This window comes from Streptomyces sp. NPDC056347 (genome assembly GCF_042262625.1).
Taxonomy (GTDB): domain Bacteria; phylum Actinomycetota; class Actinomycetes; order Streptomycetales; family Streptomycetaceae; genus Streptomyces.
In genome coordinates, this window is sequence record NZ_JBHJQP010000081.1 from 12,880 (window position 1) to 33,235 (window position 20,356).

The window sequence follows — 20,356 nt, forward strand, 5'->3', positions numbered from 1 at the left end:
GTCCGAGGGGTGGGCCGGCCGGGCGTGATCACGACCGGCTCCGTCGCCGTACTGCTGCAATCCACCGAAATCCCTGCGAACGGAAGGTCCCGTCCGATGTACGCAACAGATCCGGCAGAAGCCCGCATCGATGACGCGAGCAATGTCCTGGTCGCACCGTCGGCGCTGAAGGAAAACGAATTGACCAGGGAATTCTTCGGATCCGTGGTCACACCGGAGGATCTTGCTTCCGGTTCGCTCGACCTCGCGCAGAGGAACGTCTACCTGTGTGGCGACATATCCGGGATCGACGACCGCCGGCTACGGGAGGCCGCACGAGTATGCGTCATCCGGGAGCTGTCGCACGACTACGAAAAGGACGTCGCCGAATCCTGGACCCTCGTCGACCTCGGCCGGGTTCCCGTCCGTGTGCACGGCGTCGGTGTGTACTACCGCCGGTTCTTCGGACTCGACGAGGACCACTTCGGGCGAATCCGTGCGGAGCACGCGTTCCAGTCCCTGACGGAGTCCACCAAGCCCGGAACGGCTCATCGCAGCGGAATCTATCTGACGCCCGTCACACGCATCGGTGACGAACTCCATTTCCGCCTGCTCCGGTGCTCCACGAATCTCTCGGGGCCGACCGAGGGTTTCCGCCCGACCGACACGCACATCGTCGAGGCTCTGAACCGCGAGGCCGCCACCGTCTTCCGGGACCAGGCGCCGCTCAATCACGTACTCGCTCAGACCTACCACAACACCCTTGCCACCCCGGAGCGCAAGCAGTCCAAGGCCAGGATCTCGGCCCATGCCGACAAGACCAAGGACATGCCCCCCAACGGCATCATGGCCTTCTGTACTTTCTACGACCGGCTCGACAAGCTGCGGCCCATGACCGGGGACGCCTTCGACCACGGCATGAAGGGTGCCAGCGGACTGACCAGACTCCGCTTCCACCTCAAGGAGCCGGCCGAAGAGCGTGACGGGGTTTCGCTCCCGCCGCATTTCACCGTGACGCTCTATCCCGGCTCCGTCTTCTTCATGCCGCTGTCCACCAACCGCCTGTACACGCACGAGATCCGGCCCTCGGCGCTGGACGCCGAGCTGCTGCCGACCCGTCTGGGGTACGTGGTGCGCTGCTCGAACACCGAAGCCGTGCACAAGAACGGCCACACGTTCCTCGAAGTGGCCGGAGACCTGGTGAGGATGGGACCGCCCACCCCGGACGGAATGGACGAACTGCGCAGGCTGTACGCCGAGGAGAACAGAACCTCGTCCTTCATCGACTACGGCGAAGAATTTCTCTTCAGCATGAATACGGGAGACTACCTTGCCCCCCGAGCCTAGGATTTCGGACGAGATCCTCTCGTTCGCATTGCCGGCCGAGGAGAACCTCTTCGCCGAGCTTTCGGCGCCGGTCCGCTGGGAAGAGGGAGGGAAAGGCCGACGGGGTGCCGTGCTCACCAGGACCGACGACACGGGCGGTGTGCCTCTCGTACGCACCACCACCCGGTACAGCAGCCCGGCGCAGCGTTTCCGGACGGTGCACGAACGACTGGCGCAACGGATTCAGGAGTGTGCCGGGCTCTCGGCCGGATTCAACAACGCCCTCGTGGAGAGCTACACGAACGCCTACAGAACCATGGGCAGTCACTCCGACCAGGCCCTCGATCTGGCCGATGATTCGTTCATTGCCGTTTTCTCCTGCTACCGGCATTCCGAAGCGATCCCGCAGAGAAAGCTGATCTTCGAATCGAAGGAGTCCGACGGCGAGAAGTTCGAGATACCCCTGGCCCACAACGGTGTGGTCGTCTTCTCCACCGACTCGAACCGGCGGCTCAGGCACAAAATCGTCCTGGACGCCCCTGTCCGGGCGGCGGACAATGAATGGCTGGGCGTAACGTTTCGAACGTCGAAGACCCTCGTCCGGTACAGCGACGGGCACGCCTGCCTTCCGCGGGGCGCACGTCTGACAGTGGCCGACGAAGAACAGAGACGTGAGTTCTACCGACTGCGGCGCCGCGAGAACAAGGAGACGGACTTCGTCTACCCCCTGCTGACGTACACCGTCAGCGAGAGCGATCTGATGCCGCCTCTCTGACCCGTGAGGGCGGGGAGGGTGCGGTCCGGCCGACGAGAACGTGAGGAGCACAGACTTTGGGCGCGGATGTGAACACGGACGTTCTGCGCGGTGATTTTGTGGTTCTTCGGCCCACCGGGAGTGAGGACGCCCCCGCGCTGGTCGCCATTCGGGCCACGCCCGAGGTGCGGGCACGATGGCGGGGCGCGGAGGATCTCCGGGCGGAGGTGCTGGCCGGACTCGACGACCCGGACACCCGTTGCCTGACCGTCGAGTACGAGCACCGCATCATCGGCATGATCCAGTGGTACGAGGAGGAGGACGCCGAGTACCGGCACGCGGGCATCGACCTCTTCCTCGACCCCGCGGTGCACGGCCGGGGCCTCGGCACCGACGCCGTACGGACACTGGCCCGCCACCTCGTCGACGACCACGGCCACCACCGGCTGGTCATCGACCCGGCCGCCGACAACACGGCGGCGATCCGCTGCTACACCAAGGTCGGTTTCCGGCCGGTCGGCGTGATGCGGCAGTACGAGCGCGGCGCGGACGGCACCTGGCACGACGGCCTCCTGATGGACCTCCTGGCCGCCGAACTGGTCCGCTGACCCCGCAATCCTGCCCTCCAAGCCTTCCAGCGTCACAGTGATCAAGGACGCGGCCGGCCGGTACTTTGCGCTCTTTGTGATCGAGACCGACCGGGACGCCGACCTTGCCACCACACCCGACGCCGAGGGCCTGCCCGGCGTCGGCATCGGCCTCGGGATCAAGCACTTCGCGGTCCTGTCCGACGGTACGAAAGTCTCCTTCCCGCGGTTTCCGCGCCGGGCGGAGAAGAAGCTCAAGAAGTCTCAGTGTGAGCTGGCCCGGAAGGACGCCGAGGGCCGGCTACGCGGCGCAGACCCCGGACCGGAAGGCGGGCGCCCTCTCCCATCGGGGAGAGGACGCACGTCACTGCTTGCCGTAGCCGACGGGGTCGACCGTGACACCCGGACCGGAATCCGAGCCGTCCGTCACCGGGAGGCTGAGGCTGATCCGGAGCGTCACGGAGTGCGTCTCGTTCGGCGGGGTCACGACGATGGAGACGATCCGGAGGCCAGTGCCGCCGGTGTCGTTGCGCGGGGTGTGGAGCGTGAAGCGGGTGGTTTCGCCGCCGCCGAGGACGACCTCCTGCGGGGTGTTCGCGCTGCGGTCCGCGCTGAAGGTGTCGCCGTCCGACGTATTCAGGTCGACGCCGGGGAAGCCCTTGAGCGAGCAGGCGTCGCTGTTGTTCTTCAGGCTGACCAGGACGTCGCCCTCGCCCATGCCGTGGTTGGCGGCGATGGTGAGATTGGCCGTCTTGCAGGGGCCGGTGTTGATCTGGCCGCCGCCGCTGCCCTTGTCACTGCCGTTGCCGGAGTCGCCGCCCTTGCTGCCGCCGTCCGTGGCGGTTCCGCCGTTGCCGCCGGTGCTGCCCGAGGAGGCCGCGCCGTTCTCGGCGGCGGGGGAGGAAGCGCTGTCCTGCGACGGAGCGGCGTCGATGTCGCCTTCCTGGCAGGCCGTCAGGGTCAGGCCCGCGAGGACGGCCACGGTGGCGAGGGTCAGCTTCTTCGTCAGCTTCGACTGGACGTGCATCGGGACTTCCTTGCTGTGGTTCGGGACGGCGGTGCGCTACTGATCATTGAGACACAGCCTGCGCCTGGCCCGTTCCGATCTCGCACTGCTGGGACGTGTCCCTGACAGACCTGTTACACACGGGCCCGGCACTCGGACCGCCGCACTCGGCCCGCCGTATGCAACCGCTGGAGCGCCGCGCGGATCTGGGCGACGACGTGCGCCGGGCGGGCGAACACGTCGGCGTCGTCGTCGGCGGCGGTTGACCGCAGCAGCGACCTGGCCTCGGAGCACGCCTGGATGCGGTTGAAACGGTCGATGTCGCTCCGGTTCGGCTCCCGGCTCCCGGCTCCCGTGGTACGGGTGCCCCTCGATCTCGACAGTGAGCCCTTCCGCCCGGAACAGGAAGTCGAGGAACACCTGCGGCCCGCCCCGCCCCGGCGAGCCCGCCCCGCCCGATCAGGCCCCCACGCTCACCGTGAAGCGGCGCGGGTTGCCGTCGTTGGCGGCGCCCGAGACGTCGGGCTGGCCGTCCGGGCGGACGTCGTCGTACGGGAACGCGTAGCCGATCGGGGTGTTGGCGTGGACGACGCGGGACCAGTGGTTGGTGTCCGGGTCCTGGTAGTAGTCGGCGGGGGAGGTGCCGTTCGGCTGGTCGGGGTGGGTGAGCATCAGGGAGCGGTTGAAGCCGGAGGCGAGGCGGGCCAGGAGGGCCTTCTTGTCGTCGGAGTCGGCCGGGTTGTTGGTGAACGGGCCGTGGTTGCAGGTGAAGACGTCCTTGGAGGTGGGCTTGGCGAAGGTGTGCCCGCCCTCGAAGGTCAGGACGTCGCCGTCCACCCGCCCGGTGCGTACGCCGCGCCCGCCCTGGAGGTCGATGCGCAGGTCGGTGGAGCGGTACTTGTCCCAGACCCGGTCGATGTACGAGGTGAACGCGTCGCGGAACGGCATCTGGTCCGGCCGGTCGAAGTACGGCGCCATCAGACTCTGCGGGGAGATCACCCGCAGTACGTTGCCGTCCCCGCCCCGGATCACCAGCTTGTCCCAGGGCCGGCCGTCGGCGGCGGACTGGGCGGTGAGGCCGTCCGCGATGCGCTGGACCGCGCCGTCCGGGAGCGGGGCCACGGTGTGCGTCGCGTCGCCCTCCAGGGTCAGACCGATCGGCAGCGCGGTCACCAGGTCCACGTAACTGATGTTGGCGTACAACTGCTGCGGGTTGAACGTGAACTCGCAGAACGACCAGGTGCGCCCGTAGTTGACATCGGTGGGCGTCGCGAAGGCTGGCTCGACCACCTCGGGGCCCGGGTTGAGGAAGAACGTGAGGGTGTCGTCGCGTACGAAGTAGACGCGGGCGCCATACATCTGAGGAAGCGTCAGAACCACCGGCGCGGCACCCGCCGCGTTCAGCGGGATCGCGCAGTCGACGGGCAGCGGGGTCTGCGGGGCGGACGGGGAGTCCGGGCGGTAGGGGGTGCCGTCGGCCCGCAGCAGGACCCAGTGGCCCGAGCCCTGCTCGCGGCCGGTGACGTACGCGTTGACCTTGCCCGGCAGGGAACGGTTCGCGAGGGCGAGTTCACAGGTCGCGGGGGCGGCGTGCGCGCCCGGGGACAGGGCGGCGCCCCATGCCGGGTACGTGAGAGCGGTCGCGGCGGCGGTGGCGCCGCCCTTCAGGAACAGCCTGCGTGAGATCACGGGGACTCCTGGGAGGTGTGGGGGGAATCTCCACTCTCGTGAGGGCCATTCCCGCCGTCAAGACTTATGACTGAGAGCGCTCTCAAGCGAGTGAACTTTTCACGACTCCAACTCATCGGAGGCCGAGGTGCGTACGGGGGCGCCGAGAGGAACCCCTCGTGACCTCATCGGTTCGAACGGATGTCGGCGATTCGTTCCGGTGGTCCACGCCGACCTGCGAGCATCGGCGGAATGAGAGAGCTGTTGCCCGCCGACCCCCGGAAGGTCGGCCCGTACCGGCTGCTGGCGCGGCTGGGGGCCGGCGGAATGGGTGAGGTGTTCCTCGGGCGCTCGCCGGGCGGGCGGACCGTCGCGGTGAAGGTCGTACGCCGGCCGCTCGCCGAGGACGTGCACTTCCGGCGGCGGTTCAGCCGCGAGGTGGCGGCCGCCCGCCGCGTCGGGGGCTTCTACACCGCGCAGGTCGTCGACGCGGACACCGAGGCCGACCAGCCGTGGCTGGTCACGTCCTACATCCCCGGTCCGTCGCTCCGCGAGGCGGTCACCGCGTACGGCCCCTTCCCGGCGGAGGCCGTCGCGGGGCTGGGCGCGGGCCTTGCCGAGGGGCTGCGGGCCATCCACGCGTGCGGAGTGGTCCACCGCGATCTCAAGCCCGGAAACGTGCTCCTCGCCGACGACGGGCCCCGGGTCATCGACTTCGGCATCGCCCGCGCCCTGGACGAGACGTCCGAGCTCACCAGGTCCGGCGTGGTCGGCACCCCCGCCTACATGTCGCCCGAGCAGATCCGGGGCGAGGAGGCCGGGCCGGCCGGCGACGTCTTCTGCCTGGCGGCCGTGCTGGCCTGGACCGCCACCGGAGAGGCCCCGTTCGGCGGCGGTCGCAAGGAGGCCGTGATGTACCGCGTCGTGCACGAGGAGCCGGACCTGACGGGTGTACCGGCCACGCTCGCACCGCTCATCGCCGCAGGCCTCGCCAAGGCGCCAGGCACCCGGCCCGGCGTGGACGAGATCCTCGACCGCTGCGCCGCCCTGGCCGGACCGGACGGACTCCGCCTCCCGGACGCGGTGGCCGAGCTGATCGACGAGCGGGTGGTGCGGACGATGCGGGCGGTACGCACGGCGCCGACGGTACAGGCGGGGCGAACGGTACGGACGGACGCGGTGGTCACGCGCGAGACGCTGCCCGAACCGACGCCCGAACCGGCACCCGTCCCGACGCCCGAACCGCTCCCCGCGCCAGGGCGCGAGCCGAAAGCCGAACCCGTGCCCTTCCCGGACCGGGCCGCGCCCCGGCAGCTGCCGCGTGTCCGGGCCACCGCGCTGAAGTCCCCGAGGGGCCACACCTCCGTGGCCCTGCCCCGGCAGCACGCGATGCCGGGCCCGGCGACGGGAATGAGGATCGTGCGCTGGCACAAGCGGGTGGGTGACGAGGTCGCGGTGGACGAGCCGCTCTTCGACGTCGCCTGGAAGGGGGGAGGGGCCGTGATCACCGCCCCGGTCGCGGGCACGATCCTGACCGTCTACCTGAGCGAGGCCACCACGGCCCGGGTCGGTGCCGTCGCCGCGGTGATCGGCACACCGGAGGAGAAGGCCCCGCGCAGGGGCTGGATCGTCAGGCGGCCGTAGGAACGGCGACGCGGCACAACGGGCGGGGACCGCGGGGATCGGCACTTGCTCCGCTGTGACTACGGAGCTGTCTGAGCGCGGACTGCTGGGCGAACGTGCCGACCGGTCCGCGGAGTTCATCGGGACCGGCCGCTACGACGGATCGGCACCCGCGACCGATGTCATGCCGTACGAAGGCCGGGCGGTGTGCCGAGGGGCCCAGGGTCGGTGCGAGGGATCGAGGCCGCTGGTTGTCGGGTGGTGGTTCTCAGACCGTGGCGTTCAGGAAGGCGGTCCAGGCGGCCGGGGGCACGGTCAGGACGGGGCCTTCGGTGACCTTGGAATCGCGGATGTGGACGGCGGCGGGGTGCGCGGCCACCTCCACGCAGTTGCCACCCTGATCGCTGCTGTAGCTGGACTTGCGCCAGTCGTAGGCGACCTCCACGCAGTTGCCGCCCTGGGGGCTGCTGTAGCTCGACTTGAACCAGGAGAGGGTGGCGGAGGGGGAAGCCGGGTGTGCTGCGCGGGTCATGTCTCTCCAAGCAGTTCGTCCAGTAGCCGGGCGCTCGCATCGACGGAGAGCGCCTGCGAACGCAGCATCCCATATTTCTGCTGGAGCACGCTGACCTGATCTGGGTCCTCGTGCAGGTAGCTGGTCAGCTGTCCCTCCACGTACACCAGGTGGTCGTGTTCGGGGGTCTCCAGCAGCACCATCGGGCCCGTTAGCCCCGCGTGCTTCGGAAGCTCTATCGGCATGATCTGGAGTCCCAGAAAGGGCAGTTCCATGCACTGACGCAGATGCCGGATCTGGTTCCGCATCATGGCGGGGTCGCCGAGCCGGCTGCGGAGGATGCTCTCCTCCAGGAGGAAGTGGAGCATAGGACGCGGCTTGCGATCCAGGAGCTTCTGCCGATCCATTCGGGCCGTTACCCAGCTCTCCCGCTCCGCCTCGTCGAGAGGCGGGTAGAGGCAGGAGAAGAGGAAGCGGGCGTACTCCTCGGTCTGGAGCTGTCCTGGCACCACCTGTGTCTCGTACGAGAGCAGCGTCAGCGCCTCCCGTTCGTAGTCGAGGAAGTCGTGGACGAACGCGGGCAGCCGGTCCTTGCTCGGCATCGACTCCGCCAAGGTCTGGAACGTCCTCTTCGTCTGGAGGTGCTTGTCGAGCTGGACGGCCAGGTCCCACTGGAGCGGCCTGCGGCCCTGCTCGATCGACGCGATCGTGTCCACGCTCACCCGGCACAACTCGGCCAGGGCCACCTGCGTCAGACGCAACTCGGCGCGATGCTGCGCCACCAGGTTGCCGATCATGGTCCAGGTGGTGATCTGCTTGCTCTTCCGTTTCTTCGCTGTGTGCATGAACTGCCTCTCCCCGTACCGAACCCGGGATGATCCGTCAGAGGTCGTACAGATGAGATGTACGACCCCACGCGCTGCTCAACACCAGTGACTTTGTGTGACGTTGGCAGGGTGAACGAGACTACCCAACTCACCGCCCGGCTCCCCCACTTCCGCGAGGTCTTCCACCGGCGGGAACGCCGGGCCGTTCCGCTCGTACGGAAGTTCGTGCGTGAAGCCCTGCTCGACTGGGCGTGCGAGGGGCGCGCCGACGACGTGTTGCTCTGCGTGAGCGAACTGGTCACCAATGCCCTGCTGCACGGAGTCCCGCCGGGCCGGGGCGTGCGCCTCCAGCTCCGCCTGGACCCGGCCGACGGCATCCTGCACGTCGAGGTCCACGACAGCGGCGACGGGGAGGTGCGGCTCCCCGGCTCCTGGGCACCGTCCGACGCGGAAACCGGGCGCGGACTGCTCATGGTCGCGACGCTCGCCGACAAGTGGGGTGTGGGGGAGCGGAACCCCGGCAAGGCGGTCTGGTGCGAGTTCGCGGTGCGCGCCGAAGGCCGGGTGACTGCCTGAGCGCTGTCCCCGTGCGTGCCCTTCGTGGCAACGGCGTGGTCGCCAGTGGGTACTGGGTGCAGTCCACGGTGATCACGCCGGCCGCAGCGGGGCGGGGCGGGGTGGGGTGCATGGCGACGGACGGCGCCCCGCGGCCGTTCTATACCTTCTTCACCTTGTTGCCGTCGCTGAGGTCGAGCCTGAACAGGATGTCATTGATCAGAACGATGTCGTTGTGTTCGAGCTCCCTGGACGCGATCTTCCCGTTGACCTCCGAGGGGACTCCGAGGGCCTTTCCTGCCGCGATTCCCTTGCTGGAACGCTTTCCCCATTTGGTGTCCGTAAGGCTCATTTTGGCTTCGGTGGCGGTGGCGGTACTGGATTCGGGAGAGGAGGTGAGGTCTTCCTGGGGCGGCCGGGCCACCGCGGGGAATTTTTTGCCGATCTCGTTCAGTTCGGACTTCAGGAAAGCGAACCCGGATGCACCGTCCGGGGCCAAGGTCTTGAGCCTTCCGGCGAAATTTCCCTCGCCCGTCTCATCCTGCATGGTGCCGATCCAGAAGACGGTGCGCCCGCCGACCTGTACGTTCTGTCGGTCTATGTTTTCGACGGGAACGTACCCGTCGACGATGCCGGAAAGCTCTTCCTCCAGGATCAGGTCGGCGATTTCGCCGAGCAGGGAATCGGCGAGATCTTTGAGTTCGGCGAAGGTTTCGGTTTCGTCCCCCTTCGGCCAGAAGGTATTCACCGCCTTGCCCTGCTCGAAGTCGAAGTGTTCGAACGAATGCCGCTCGCATATGTGGTGCAGGTCCATCTCGAGGATTTCCAGGTCCAGCGTGTACGTGATGCCGTTGTGCTCGTACGTGCCGCTGCCGCTCGCCGCGACCGCCGTACTGTCCCGGTACTTCTCGATCCCGGCGTTTCCCTTGCCGCGGCCGTGCTTCTCGAACATCTCGCCTCCGGCTTCGGCGCCGGGGAACTGGAGCAGTCCCTTGCGGATGTTCTGTTTTGTCTCGCTGTCGTAGAGCCACTGATCCCTGTCGGGCGGATGGAGCAGTCCGGCCCCGCGATCCCCGGCTGTTTCAAGGGATTTCGCGAGGTGCCTCTCCATTTCGCCCCAGTAGGATTCGGGATCGTTCTCGTCGCGTGCGGACCAGGTGGCTGCGAGGCTCTTCAACGCTTCCGAGGACTGGGTGATCCTCCTTCCGTAGTCGCTCCCGTCGGGTTCCGTGTTCAGGTCGAGGCCCATGCCCGGGTCGCCGGCCCGGTCCTTGGGTCCGATCGAAAGATTCAAGGGCAGGTTCCACAGCAGTTTGACCGCGCTGGTGCTGGCCGCCTGGACCTGCTCGCCCGAGCATTCGAGGCACGTCGTCCAGAATTTCTTGGCGGCCTTGCTGGTGCTGTACTCCTTGACGAGCGTCTCCCCGATCTCCTGGAGTCTCTCCTTGGAGATGATGTGGTGCAGTGCTCCTTCCTTCCATTCTGGAGGGAAGGGCAGATGTGCGGCCTTGGCTTCCGTGATGGCCGTGACGGCCCACTCGCTCTTGTTCAGCTTCCCCGCCTTGACAGGTGTCCTTCCCTTCTTCATTCGCTGGACGGATGCGGCACTCGCCTGCGCGGGGGCGGCGCCCCCGCCTCCCGCGCTCACGCGGTCGGGATCGGACAGGTGCGTGAGCGGGGCGGAACCCGCCATGACATGGGTCGCGTTGGCCTCGGCCTCGCGTTCGAACCGGTCGGAGGGGTCCGAGACCTTCAGGCCGGAGCCGTGGTCGGTGCCGGCGACCGGGCCCCGGCGCTGCTGGATGACGTGGGTCAGCTCGTGGGCGAGGGTGTGTCCGTCCGCGCCGCCGTCGCCGATGACGACATGGCTGCCGGAGGTGTAGGCGCGGGCGCCGACCTCGGCCGCGGAAGCCCTGGCCGCGCCGTCGTCGTGGATGCGTACGTCGGAGAAGTCCGCGCCGAGCCGGGCCTCCATGTCGGCGCGGATCGCGTGGTCCATGGGGCGCCCGGGGGCCCGCAGGACGTCGTGGACGGTCGAGCGCTGCACGGCGGGCGCGTCGCCCGACGCCGGAGCCGATGCCGGGTCCATGTGGTCGCAGCCCGCCCCGTGCTGGTGCTCGGCCGTGTCGGGCTCGGCCCATGGATGACCGATCCGGCGGAGCATCTGCACCACGGCCGCATTGCCCACGGTCTGCTGGAGCTGCGACGCCTCCGCCCGGGACACCGGAACCCCCGCCGGGCCCTGCTGAGAGGGGCGTCTGGTCTCGGTCCTTCGACCGTGCTCGCGGGCCATGCGCCGTGCCGCCTTCCATCTCGCTCGGCAGAAGAGCTGGTGCACCACCCACGACACAGCCCCCTCCCGGCAGCCGGAAAGGCCCCTGCGGGCACAGCGGCGGCACACATCGCTGCCCGCGGGGAACCCTTCCGGGATGCCGGTGGCGCCCCGGACAACGCCGGGTCGGGGAACCGCGCCGCGGGCGGTCATGACTCCGCGGACGTGCTGCCGGGACGCGCTCCACAGGGGCGTACTACCGGGCCGTACTACCGGGGCGTGCGCCGTCCGGCCGCGGGTGCGGCCGGTGGGCAGCTGCTTCCGGGGCTCGGGAGGCGCAGCCGTACGAGGTAGTCGTCGACGGCGCCGCGCGTGCAGGCGTTGCGGCCGTAGACGCTGTGCCCGTCGCCCTCGTACGGGAGGAGGACAGTGGTGCCGGGCGTCTGGCGGTGCACGGCGGCCGCCCAGGTGAAGCGGTTCGCCGGGTCGTGGCGCGAGTGCAGCATGAGAATCCTGGGCGCCCCGGTGACGCGGAGCCGGTGCTGCGGGTTGTTCACCCGGTCCGGGCGGCCCACGCATCCGGCGACAGCATCGTGCGTGCGGGGCGCGCCGCGCATGTGCGGGGCGGCCCGGAGCTCGGCCTCGGTGACGCGGGCGAACTCCGCGTAGTCCTTCGGGCGGAAGTCCCAGTCCTGGCAGAACACGGCGTGGAACGGTTCGGCACGGGTGCCCTGCGGCGGGGCGGGGGCCGGTGCGGGCGCCGCCGGGACCGGTCGCTTCGGGGCCTGGGCATCCAACTCGGCCATGTACGAGGCGAGTTCGGACCAGTCGGGGCCGTAGAACGCGCGGAAGGCGGTGAGGGTGATCGCGTGCGCGTCCAGGGGACGGCCGCCCGGGTTCTCCGGGTCGGTGATCAGGCCCCGGTCGGCCCGGGCGAGGAGGGCGTCCCAGACGGCGGTGACGTCGCGGCCGTGCAGGGCGCACGAAGCGGTGGACTCGCACCACGCCACGAACCGGTGGAACGAGTCCTCCGCCGCCTTCGCCGAGGAGACCATGAAGTCGCGCAGGCCGAGGCTGTGGTCGAGGTTGGCGGTGAGGATCATGGACCGCAGCCGGTCGCCGTACTCCTCCGCGTACTGCTCGCCGATCAGTGTGCCGTAGGAGTGGCCGAAGTAGCTGATCCGTTGTTCGCCGAGGGCCGCGCGGACGGCGTCCATGTCGTGGACGACACCCAGGGTGTCGGCATGGTCGGTGATCGGGCCGCTGTTCTCCCGGCAGTCGTCCAGCACCGCGCGGTTGAAGGCGGCGAGCCGGTCGAACCCGGCCTGGTCACGGGGGTACGTGGACGGCTGCCGGGCCAGCACTTCGGTGGAGCAGGTGACCGGGCTGCTGCGGGCGACCCCGCGCGGGTCGAAGCCGATGATGTCGAACCTCGCCCGGATCTCCGGACCGAAGTACGACGGCGCGTCGCCCACGGCGAAGTCGACCCCCGAGGCGCCCGGTCCGCCGGGGTTGACCAGCAGCACGCCGATCCGGCGGTCCGGGTCGGTCGCCCTGCGGCGCGCCAGCGCGAGATCGAACCGCGCACCCGAGGGGCGCGCCCGGTCGACCGGCAGGCGCAGGGTCCCGCACTCCGCCGAGGCGTCCTTCGGGCACGGCGTCCAGCGGATGGCGCCCGTCGGCGCCGGCGCGGGTTCCGATGCCGGGGCCGGTGCCGCCGGCGTTCCGGCCGCCAGGCCGAGTGCGAGCGCCCCGGTGAGCGCGGTGAGGAGCAGTCGTAACCGCATGGAACGGGCCTCCGGAGGCGGGGTGTCGGGGGTGTTTCCGCAGAAGGTGGCAGCCACCGGTCCGCCGCACAACCGCACGGGACGGGAATGGGGGAGAGCCCGGGGAGGACCCCGGGAACACCTCCGGAAGACCCCCGGAAGGCCCTCCGGGAGGAACCCCGGAAAAGACCGGGGACAAGGAATCGGGGCCGGCACGGGAGAAGAGCCGGCCGGGCCCGGCGCGCCCTTCCGCTCGCGGGCGTCCGTGGGCTATGCCTGGAGGCGCGGGCCCGACCCGGGCCGTATGCGTGGATATGCGAGGAGCTCAGCCATGGATGACTGGTACGTCGACGACCGCTGTACCAACTGCGACGTCGCCCGGCAGTTCGCGCCCGAGCTGTTCGAGGAGGTGGACCACCGGTCGAAGGTGCTGCGCCAGCCGGAGAACGAGGAGGAGGCGCGCCGCTTACACGCCGCCGCCTTCGCCTGCCACACCCGCTCGATCCGGCCCGGGTCACGGAAGCTGGACCCGGTGCTCGACCCGTTCCCGATGGCGCTGGACGACGGCGTACTGATCTGCGGGCACAACTCCACGCACACCGCCGGGGCCAACGCGTACCTGCTCCGGCGGCCCTCCGGTACGTCGATGATGATCGACACCCCGCGCTGGAACCCCGGCCTCGCCGACCGGTACGCGACGGCGGCCGGGCCCGTCACCGACGTACTGCTGACCCACCGCGACCACGCCGCGCACGGGCGGCGCTACGCCGACCACTACGGGGCCAGGCTCTGGATCCACGAAGGCGATCTGGAGGCGGCGCCGGACGCGGACCGGGTGATCCGGGGGCTGGACCCGGTGGAGGTCGGCGAGGGCGTGACCGTCCATCCGCTGCCCGGCCACACCAAGGGCAGCGTGCTCTACCTCGCCGACGACCGGTACTGCTTCAGCGGCGACAGCTTCCACTGGTCGCGCACCACCCGGGACCTGGAGGTGGTGGACGCGGTGACCTGGTACTCGATCGAGGAGCAGGCGGCCTCCCTGGCCCGGACGGCGGGGAAGCTGAGGTTCGAATGGGTGCTGCCCGGCCACGGCGACCGGAAGCGGCTGGACGCCGACGAGATGTCCCGGCGGCTGCACGCCCTCACGGAGCGCGCGGCACTGCTGCGGCCCCGGCCGGTCGACTTCACGGCCGTGCGCTGGTGACGTATCCGGCGCCGCGCACCGGCGACGCGGCCACGGCCGTGCGCCGGCGACGTGCGCGCAGGCGTGCGCGAGGGCGTGCGCCGGTGAAGTCCGCGGGGTTGTGACGGACCCCGCTCCTGCCCGTCCGGGCGTACTTGGACTTACGCAACACGGTTGTTGGACTGGTGCGTTCGGAGTCGTCGCAGGTCGTTGACGGTGTCCGGGGGCGGGGACTACGCAGTGCACATGTCGTCTCGAAGATTCACTTCGGCGGGCGCCGCAGCCGCCGCCACAGCCGCCGTCCTGGCCCTGGCGGGGACGGCGCTCCCCGCCTCGGCCGCCGCCTCCGCCCCCGGCCCGTCCGCCGCTGCCGCGCCGTCCGTGCCCGCGGACGCCCCCGTCATCCGGTCCGCGCAGCTCGCGGTCGCCGTGGCCGAGGACTTCCCCCGGGTCCTCGCGTACACCGACCGGGCCGGCGGTGGGCGGCTGTTCGGCAGTACGCGGCCGGTCACCTCCGTGACCCTCAACGGCACCGCGTACCCGGTGAAGCTCAAGGGCGCGCCCCGGATCACCGCCTCGGCCGCCCACTACACCCTGACCTTCACCGGCCTGCCCGGGGTCGAGATCGACGCCTCGCTGTCGGTCGCCGGCCGCGCCACCACCTTCAAGGTGACCGCCGTCCGCGACACCGAGGCGTTCCGCGTCTCCACCCTCGACATACCCGGCCACGACCTGGTCTCCGTGGGCTCCACCGACACCGGCGCCGCGACCGCCTTCACCACCCTCGACAACGACTCGACGCGGACCGCCGACGTCTTCGGCAAGGTCACCGCCGCGACCCCGGCCGACAAGGCCCCGGCCGGCGCCACGTACGCGATCGTCAACACCTCCTCGCTCGCCGCCGCTGTCGAGTCCAACTCCTCCTACGACAAGCCCTCCGGCGCCACCGGCGGCGACGACGCCCGGTTCTGGCACCAGGCCCGCACCGCCGACGACGGCAGCGTCCGGGTCGGCGTCTGGTCCGGCCAGTGGACCTACCGGGGCGAGGGGGCGACGGAGCCCGAGAGCGGGAACGACCTCCCCTGGGCCAAGGTCGTCGTCACCCCCGACACCAACGGCGACAAGGCCGTGGACTGGCAGGACGGCGCCGTCGCCTTCCGCTCCATCGGCGTGACGGCACCCGGCAGCTCCGAGACCCCCGACCGGGTCGTCACCCACATCCCGTTCAACTTCGCCAGTCAGGCCACCCACCCCTTTCTGCGCACCCTCGACGACGTCAAGCGGGTCTCCCTCGCCACCGACGGCCTCGGCCAGCTCGCCGTCCTCAAGGGGTACGCCTCCGAGGGCCACGACTCCGCCCACCCCGACTACGGCGGCGACTACAACAAGCGAGCCGGCGGGCTGAAGGACCTCAACACGCTGCTCGAGGACGGCAAGAAGTGGGGCGCCACCTTTGGTGTCCACGTCAATGCCACCGAGGCGTACCCCGAGGCCAGGGAGTTCGACGAGAAGCTCGTCGACAAGACCAAGCCCGGCTGGAACTGGCTCGGCCAGAGCTACTACATCGACCAGCGCCGCGACATCAACAGCGGCGACCTGGCCAGGCGCTTCCAGCAACTGCGCGACGAGACCGGCCCCAACCTGAACTTCCTCTACATCGACGTCTATTACACGCACGGCTGGATCGCCGACAAGACCCTCCGGGCCATCCAGAAGCAGGGCTGGAACGTCGGCAGCGAGTGGTCCGACAAGTTCGAGCGCGGCACCCTGTGGTCGCACTGGGCCAACGACCTCGACTACGGCGGGGCCACCAACAAGGGCCTCAACTCGAAGATCATCCGCTTCATCCGCAACGGCGAGCGGGACACCTGGAACAACGACCCGGTGCTCGGCCAGACCGCCATCGCCGAATTCGAGGGCTGGACCGGCGAGACCGACTGGAACGCCTTCTACGACAACATCTGGCAGCGCAACCTCCCCGCCAAGTACCTCCAGCAGCAGAAGATCACCCGCTGGGACGGCAACGACATCGCCCTCACCGGCGGCGTCCGGGGCACCGTCGAGGACGGGAAGCGGACCTTCTACGACCACGGCCGCAAGGTCCTCTCCGGCACCGACTACCTGCTGCCCTGGGACGGCGGGAAGAAGCTGTACCACTACAGCAGGTCCGGCGGGACCAGCACCTGGGCCGTGCCGTCCAACGGCACGTACACCGTCTACGCGCTCACCGACAACGGCCGCGTGAGGACCGGCACCGTCAAGCCCGTCGACGGGAAGGTCACCCTGACCGCGAAGGCCGGTCAGCCGTACGTCCTCTACCCCCGGCAGGCGCCGAAGGCCGCCGACCCGAAGTGGGGCGAGGGCACCCCGGTCCGCGACCCCGGCTTCAACGACAAGGAGCTGGCCTCCTGGACGAGGACCGGGACCGTCGCCCGCGACACCGACGCCAGGGGCCGCAACAGCGCCGCGCTCACCGGCAGCGCCCCCGCCGCGCTCGCCCAGCGCGTCGACGGGCTCGTCCCCGGCAAGCGCTACACCGCCTCCGCGCTCATCGAGGTGCAGCCCGGAAAGACCCGGCACACCACGCTCTCGATCGGCGGGAAGTCCGTCGCCGTGGACCGCTCCACCGTCAAGGACCAGGTCGCCGCCTCCGACTGGCACGGCAGCTGGTTCCAGCGCGCCAAGGTCAACTTCACCGCCCCCGCGAACGGCCGCACCACCCTGCGCGTCGAGGCGGCGGGCGGCAGCGCGGCGACCGTAAGGGCCGATGACGTACGCATCGTCGCCAACGCCCCGAAGACCGCGCCGGGCACCGTCGTCCACGAGGACTTCGAGGACGTCGACCAGGGCTGGGGCCCCTTCCTGAAGGGCGACGCGGGCGGCGCCACCGACCCCCGCACCGTCATCTCCCAGCTGCACGCCCCGTACACCCGGGCCGGGTGGAACGGAAAGCTGGTCGACGACGTGCTCGGCGGCAAGGAGTCCCTCAAGTCCCACGAGGAGAACACCGGGCTCGTCTACCGCACCGCCCCCTGGACCGTGCCCATGACCGACGGGCACCGCTACCGGGTCGAGTACGACTACCAGTCCAGCCACGCCGGGGCCTACGAGTGGGTCGACGGCTACGACCGGATCACCGCGGACGGCAAGCCCGACTCCGTCGAGACCCGGACCACCGCCATCGGACAGCAGCGCACCACCGGCCGCTTCACCGAGACCGTCACCGCGGGCTGCGGCGACACCTGGACCGGGCTGCGCAAGCGCGGCGACGCCCCCGACGGCGCCGACTTCGTCCTCGACTCCTTCACCGTGACCGACCTCGGCCCGGCCCCCGACTCCGAGCGGGCCGCCTGCGGCACCCTCACCGTCGACCCCGGCGCCGAGACCCTGGAACCGGGCCGGGCCAACACCGTCGAGGCGTCCTTCACCAACCACGAGGCGACCGCCGCCACCGGCGTCGCCCTCGCCCTGACCGTCCCCGAGGGCTGGACGGCCGAGGCGAGCGGCCCCGTCACCTTCGACTCCGTCGCGGCGGGCGCCAAGGCCACCGGCACCTGGCGGGTCACCCCGCCGGCGGACGCGAAGTACCAGACGTACGCCCTGACGGCCGAGGCCGCGTACGCGGTCGACGGCGCCCGGCGCACGCTCGGCGCACAGACCTCCGTGCGCACCCTGCCGCCGCCGCCCGCCACCGACAGCTGGGCCAGTGACCTGGACTGGACGGCCGCGGAGAACGGCTGGGGCCCCGTCGAGCGGGACCTCTCCAACGGCGAGACCGGCTCCGGTGACGGCACCCCGCTCACCATCGGCGGCACCGTCTACACCAAGGGCCTGGGCACCCACGCCCCGGCGAAGGTCCGCTACTACCTCGGCGGGCAGTGCGCCTCCTTCACCGCCCGGGTCGGGGTGGACGACGTACAGAAGAGCGCCGGAAGCGTACAGTTCTCCGTTCTGGCCGACGGCGCCGAGAAGGTGAAGTCGCCGGTGCTCAGGGCGACCGACACCGCCTGGACGCTGGAGGCCGACGTCACCGGGGCCGCCTACGTCGACCTGGTCGTCGGCGACGGCGGCGACGGCAACGGCAACGATCACGCCGACTGGGGCGACGCCCGCTTCCGCTGCGGCGGCTGAGGACCCCGGCGACACGCCCGCGCGAGGGGGGCCGCATCATGGTCCGAAGGTGCGGACCCCCCAACCGGAGCACACCCCGGGACTGACGGGCAGCGGTGATCCACGGCCGTCACGCTTTGTCGGACCCGCACAAAGAAAGACCCGTACTGGCTGGTACTTCGCCTGCACGCCTGCCGGGCTATGTGGAGCCCCGCCAGGAAACCGGGCAGGAGACTGTACGGAGTCAACGGCAGGATTTACTTGCCCGGGTTCGTAGGGTCGGTACATGACCGTTGTGGACGAAACCCCGGGCGAACCGAGCGACACCCGTGGCCGTGTGGCCGAACTGCTGGCACTGCGTGAGCAGGCCCGGCGCGGACCGAGTGACCGGGCGACCGAGGCGCAGCACGCCAAGGGCAAGCTGACCGCCCGCGAGCGCATCGCGCTGCTCCTGGACGAGGGGTCGTTCAAGGAGGTCGAGCAGTTGCGTCGGCACCGGGCGACCGGTTTCGGCCTGGAGGCGAGGAAGCCGTACACCGACGGTGTGATCACCGGCTGGGGGACGGTGGAGGGCCGGACGGTCTTCGTGTACGCGCACGACTTCCGGATCTTCGGGGGTGCGCTGGGCGAGGCCCATGCGACGAAGATCCACAAGATCATGGACATGGCCATCGCGGCCGGTGCTCCGCTGGTCTCGCTGAACGACGGCGCGGGCGCGCGTATCCAGGAGGGCGTCTCGGCCCTCGCCGGTTACGGCGGGATCTTCCAGCGCAACACGAAGGCCTCGGGTGTGATCCCGCAGATCAGCGTGATGCTCGGCCCGTGCGCGGGCGGGGCGGCGTACTCCCCGGCGCTGACGGACTTCGTGTTCATGGTCCGTGAGACCTCGCAGATGTTCATCACCGGCCCGGACGTCGTGAAGGCGGTCACCGGCGAGGAGATCACCCAGAACGGGCTCGGCGGCGCCGACGTCCACGCGGAGACCTCCGGCGTCGCGCACTTCGCGTACGACGACGAGGAGACCTGCATCGCCGAGGTCCGCTACCTCCTGTCGATGCTCCCGCAGAACAACCGCGAGAACCCGCCCGTGGTCCCCTCCGAGGACCCGGCCGACCGCCGTGGCGACGTCCTGCTGGACCTGGTCCCGGCCGACGGCAACCGCCCGTACGACATGCACAAGGTCATCGAGGAGCTCGTCGACGACGGCGACTACCTGGAGATCCACGAGCGCTGGGCCCGCAACATCGTCTGCGCCCTGGCCCGCCTCGACGGACAGGTCGTCGGCATCGTCGCCAACCAGCCCCAGTCGCTGGCCGGTGTGCTGGACATCGAGGCCTCCGAGAAGGCGGCCCGCTTCGTCCAGATGTGTGACGCGTTCAACATCCCCATCATCACTCTTTTGGACGTACCCGGCTTCCTGCCCGGCGTCGACCAGGAGCACGGTGGAATCATTCGGCACGGTGCGAAGCTCCTGTACGCGTACTGCAACGCCACGGTGCCGAGGATCTCGCTGATCCTGCGCAAGGCCTACGGCGGCGCGTACATCGTCATGGACAGCCAGTCCATCGGTGCCGACCTCACCTACGCCTGGCCCACCAACGAGATCGCGGTGATGGGCGCCGAGGGCGCCGCCAACGTCATCTTCCGCCGCCAGATCGCCGAGGCGGAGGACCCGGAAGCCATGCGCAAGCGCATGGTCAAGGAGTACAAGGCGGAACTCATGCATCCGTACTACGCAGCGGAACGCGGCCTGGTCGACGACGTCATCGACCCCGCCGAGACCCGCGAGGTGCTGATCGCCTCGCTCGCCATGCTCCGCACCAAGCACGCCGACCTGCCGTCCCGCAAGCACGGCAACCCCCCGCAGTAGGCCCGCCGCCCCGCACCGCGCCCGCCCACTGCCCCTGCCGAGAAGACGGAGAGACCACCTATGAGCACTGCCGCCGAGTCCGTGCTGCGCGTCGAGAAGGGGCTCGCCGAGCCCGAGGAGCTGGCCGCGATAACCGCGGTCCTGCTCGCCCGCGCCGCGGCCCGCCCCGCCGCCCCCACCGCCCACCGGGGCCGCAACACCGCCGTATGGCGCCGTCTGGAGCGCACCCCGGGCTTCCGGGCCCCGCACTCCTGGCAGCACTGACACGAGCGCGCGTACCGCATGCGGAAGGCCCCGCACTCCTTCGGGAGTGCGGGGC

15 protein-coding genes are annotated in these 20,356 nt (G+C 70.1%); 9 read left to right on the plus strand and 6 right to left on the minus strand.

Features of this window, described 5'->3' with window-relative positions:
* Positions 1-96 precede the first annotated feature (96 nt).
* The 3 genes from ACFCV8_RS19805 to ACFCV8_RS19815 all read left to right on the plus strand — a co-directional run bounded on the left by ACFCV8_RS19805 (position 97) and on the right by ACFCV8_RS19815 (position 2,667).
* Positions 97-1,326: a hypothetical protein gene (locus ACFCV8_RS19805; RefSeq protein ID WP_376686686.1), complete on the plus strand. Its 1,230-nt coding sequence runs from the start codon at positions 97-99 to the stop codon at positions 1,324-1,326.
* Complete coding sequence (locus ACFCV8_RS19810; RefSeq protein ID WP_376686672.1) at positions 1,310-2,080, plus strand: alpha-ketoglutarate-dependent dioxygenase AlkB; 771 nt, start codon at positions 1,310-1,312, stop codon at positions 2,078-2,080. Before ACFCV8_RS19805 ends, ACFCV8_RS19810 begins: the two co-directional genes overlap by 17 nt.
* Positions 2,081-2,163: 83 nt before the next feature.
* Entirely contained in the window at positions 2,164-2,667 is a 504-nt protein-coding gene (locus ACFCV8_RS19815; protein ID WP_376686687.1) for a GNAT family N-acetyltransferase, read from the plus strand.
* Between the two features lie 343 nt (positions 2,668-3,010).
* Here the strand turns inward: ACFCV8_RS19815 and ACFCV8_RS19820 are convergent, their stop codons facing one another.
* Together ACFCV8_RS19820 and ACFCV8_RS19825 are read right to left on the minus strand one after the other, a co-directional pair.
* On the minus strand, positions 3,011-3,673 hold the full coding sequence (locus ACFCV8_RS19820; RefSeq protein ID WP_376686673.1) for a DUF4232 domain-containing protein: 663 nt from the start codon (positions 3,671-3,673) through the stop codon (positions 3,011-3,013).
* Between the two features lie 438 nt (positions 3,674-4,111).
* Positions 4,112-5,341, minus strand: coding sequence for a glycoside hydrolase family 64 protein (locus tag ACFCV8_RS19825; protein WP_376686674.1), 1,230 nt, complete (start codon positions 5,339-5,341; stop codon positions 4,112-4,114).
* Positions 5,342-5,572: 231 nt separating this feature from the next.
* Between ACFCV8_RS19825 and ACFCV8_RS19830 the strand changes: the two genes are divergently transcribed.
* Positions 5,573-6,964 (plus strand): protein kinase, encoded by a 1,392-nt coding sequence (locus ACFCV8_RS19830; protein ID WP_376686675.1) that lies wholly within the window; start codon positions 5,573-5,575, stop codon positions 6,962-6,964.
* A gap of 247 nt (positions 6,965-7,211) precedes the next feature.
* On the opposite strand, the gene ACFCV8_RS19835 is transcribed toward ACFCV8_RS19830, so the two are convergent.
* Together ACFCV8_RS19835 and ACFCV8_RS19840 are read right to left on the minus strand one after the other, a co-directional pair.
* Complete coding sequence (locus tag ACFCV8_RS19835) at positions 7,212-7,475, minus strand: DUF397 domain-containing protein (protein WP_376686676.1); 264 nt, start codon at positions 7,473-7,475, stop codon at positions 7,212-7,214.
* Positions 7,472-8,299 (minus strand): Scr1 family TA system antitoxin-like transcriptional regulator, encoded by an 828-nt coding sequence (locus tag ACFCV8_RS19840; RefSeq protein WP_376686677.1) that lies wholly within the window; start codon positions 8,297-8,299, stop codon positions 7,472-7,474. Before ACFCV8_RS19840 ends, ACFCV8_RS19835 begins: the two co-directional genes overlap by 4 nt.
* Before the next feature lie 111 nt (positions 8,300-8,410).
* Here ACFCV8_RS19840 and ACFCV8_RS19845 point away from each other — a divergent pair, with 111 nt between their 5' ends.
* Complete coding sequence (locus ACFCV8_RS19845) at positions 8,411-8,857, plus strand: ATP-binding protein (protein ID WP_376686678.1); 447 nt, start codon at positions 8,411-8,413, stop codon at positions 8,855-8,857.
* A 139-nt stretch (positions 8,858-8,996) separates the two neighbouring features.
* On the opposite strand, the gene ACFCV8_RS19850 is transcribed toward ACFCV8_RS19845, so the two are convergent.
* Both ACFCV8_RS19850 and ACFCV8_RS19855 read right to left on the minus strand, forming a co-directional pair.
* The gene (locus ACFCV8_RS19850) at positions 8,997-11,129 is read right to left on the minus strand and encodes a DUF4157 domain-containing protein (protein WP_376686679.1); all 2,133 of its coding nucleotides are present in this window, start codon (positions 11,127-11,129) and stop codon (positions 8,997-8,999) included.
* A 248-nt stretch (positions 11,130-11,377) separates the two neighbouring features.
* Positions 11,378-12,895 (minus strand): alpha/beta fold hydrolase, encoded by a 1,518-nt coding sequence (locus tag ACFCV8_RS19855; protein WP_376686680.1) that lies wholly within the window; start codon positions 12,893-12,895, stop codon positions 11,378-11,380.
* Between the two features lie 310 nt (positions 12,896-13,205).
* On the opposite strand from ACFCV8_RS19855, the gene ACFCV8_RS19860 reads away from it, so the two are divergent.
* The 4 genes from ACFCV8_RS19860 (at position 13,206) to ACFCV8_RS19875 (ending at position 20,301) form a co-directional block, all read left to right on the plus strand.
* The gene (locus tag ACFCV8_RS19860) at positions 13,206-14,078 is read left to right on the plus strand and encodes a 4Fe-4S domain-containing protein (protein WP_376686681.1); all 873 of its coding nucleotides are present in this window, start codon (positions 13,206-13,208) and stop codon (positions 14,076-14,078) included.
* Positions 14,079-14,303: 225 nt separating this feature from the next.
* On the plus strand, positions 14,304-18,188 hold the full coding sequence (locus tag ACFCV8_RS19865) for an endo-alpha-N-acetylgalactosaminidase family protein (protein ID WP_376686682.1): 3,885 nt from the start codon (positions 14,304-14,306) through the stop codon (positions 18,186-18,188).
* A gap of 265 nt (positions 18,189-18,453) precedes the next feature.
* Positions 18,454-20,037, plus strand: coding sequence for an acyl-CoA carboxylase subunit beta (locus ACFCV8_RS19870; protein ID WP_376686683.1), 1,584 nt, complete (start codon positions 18,454-18,456; stop codon positions 20,035-20,037).
* A gap of 60 nt (positions 20,038-20,097) precedes the next feature.
* Positions 20,098-20,301 (plus strand): acyl-CoA carboxylase epsilon subunit, encoded by a 204-nt coding sequence (locus ACFCV8_RS19875; protein WP_376686684.1) that lies wholly within the window; start codon positions 20,098-20,100, stop codon positions 20,299-20,301.
* Positions 20,302-20,356: the final 55 nt, after the last annotated feature.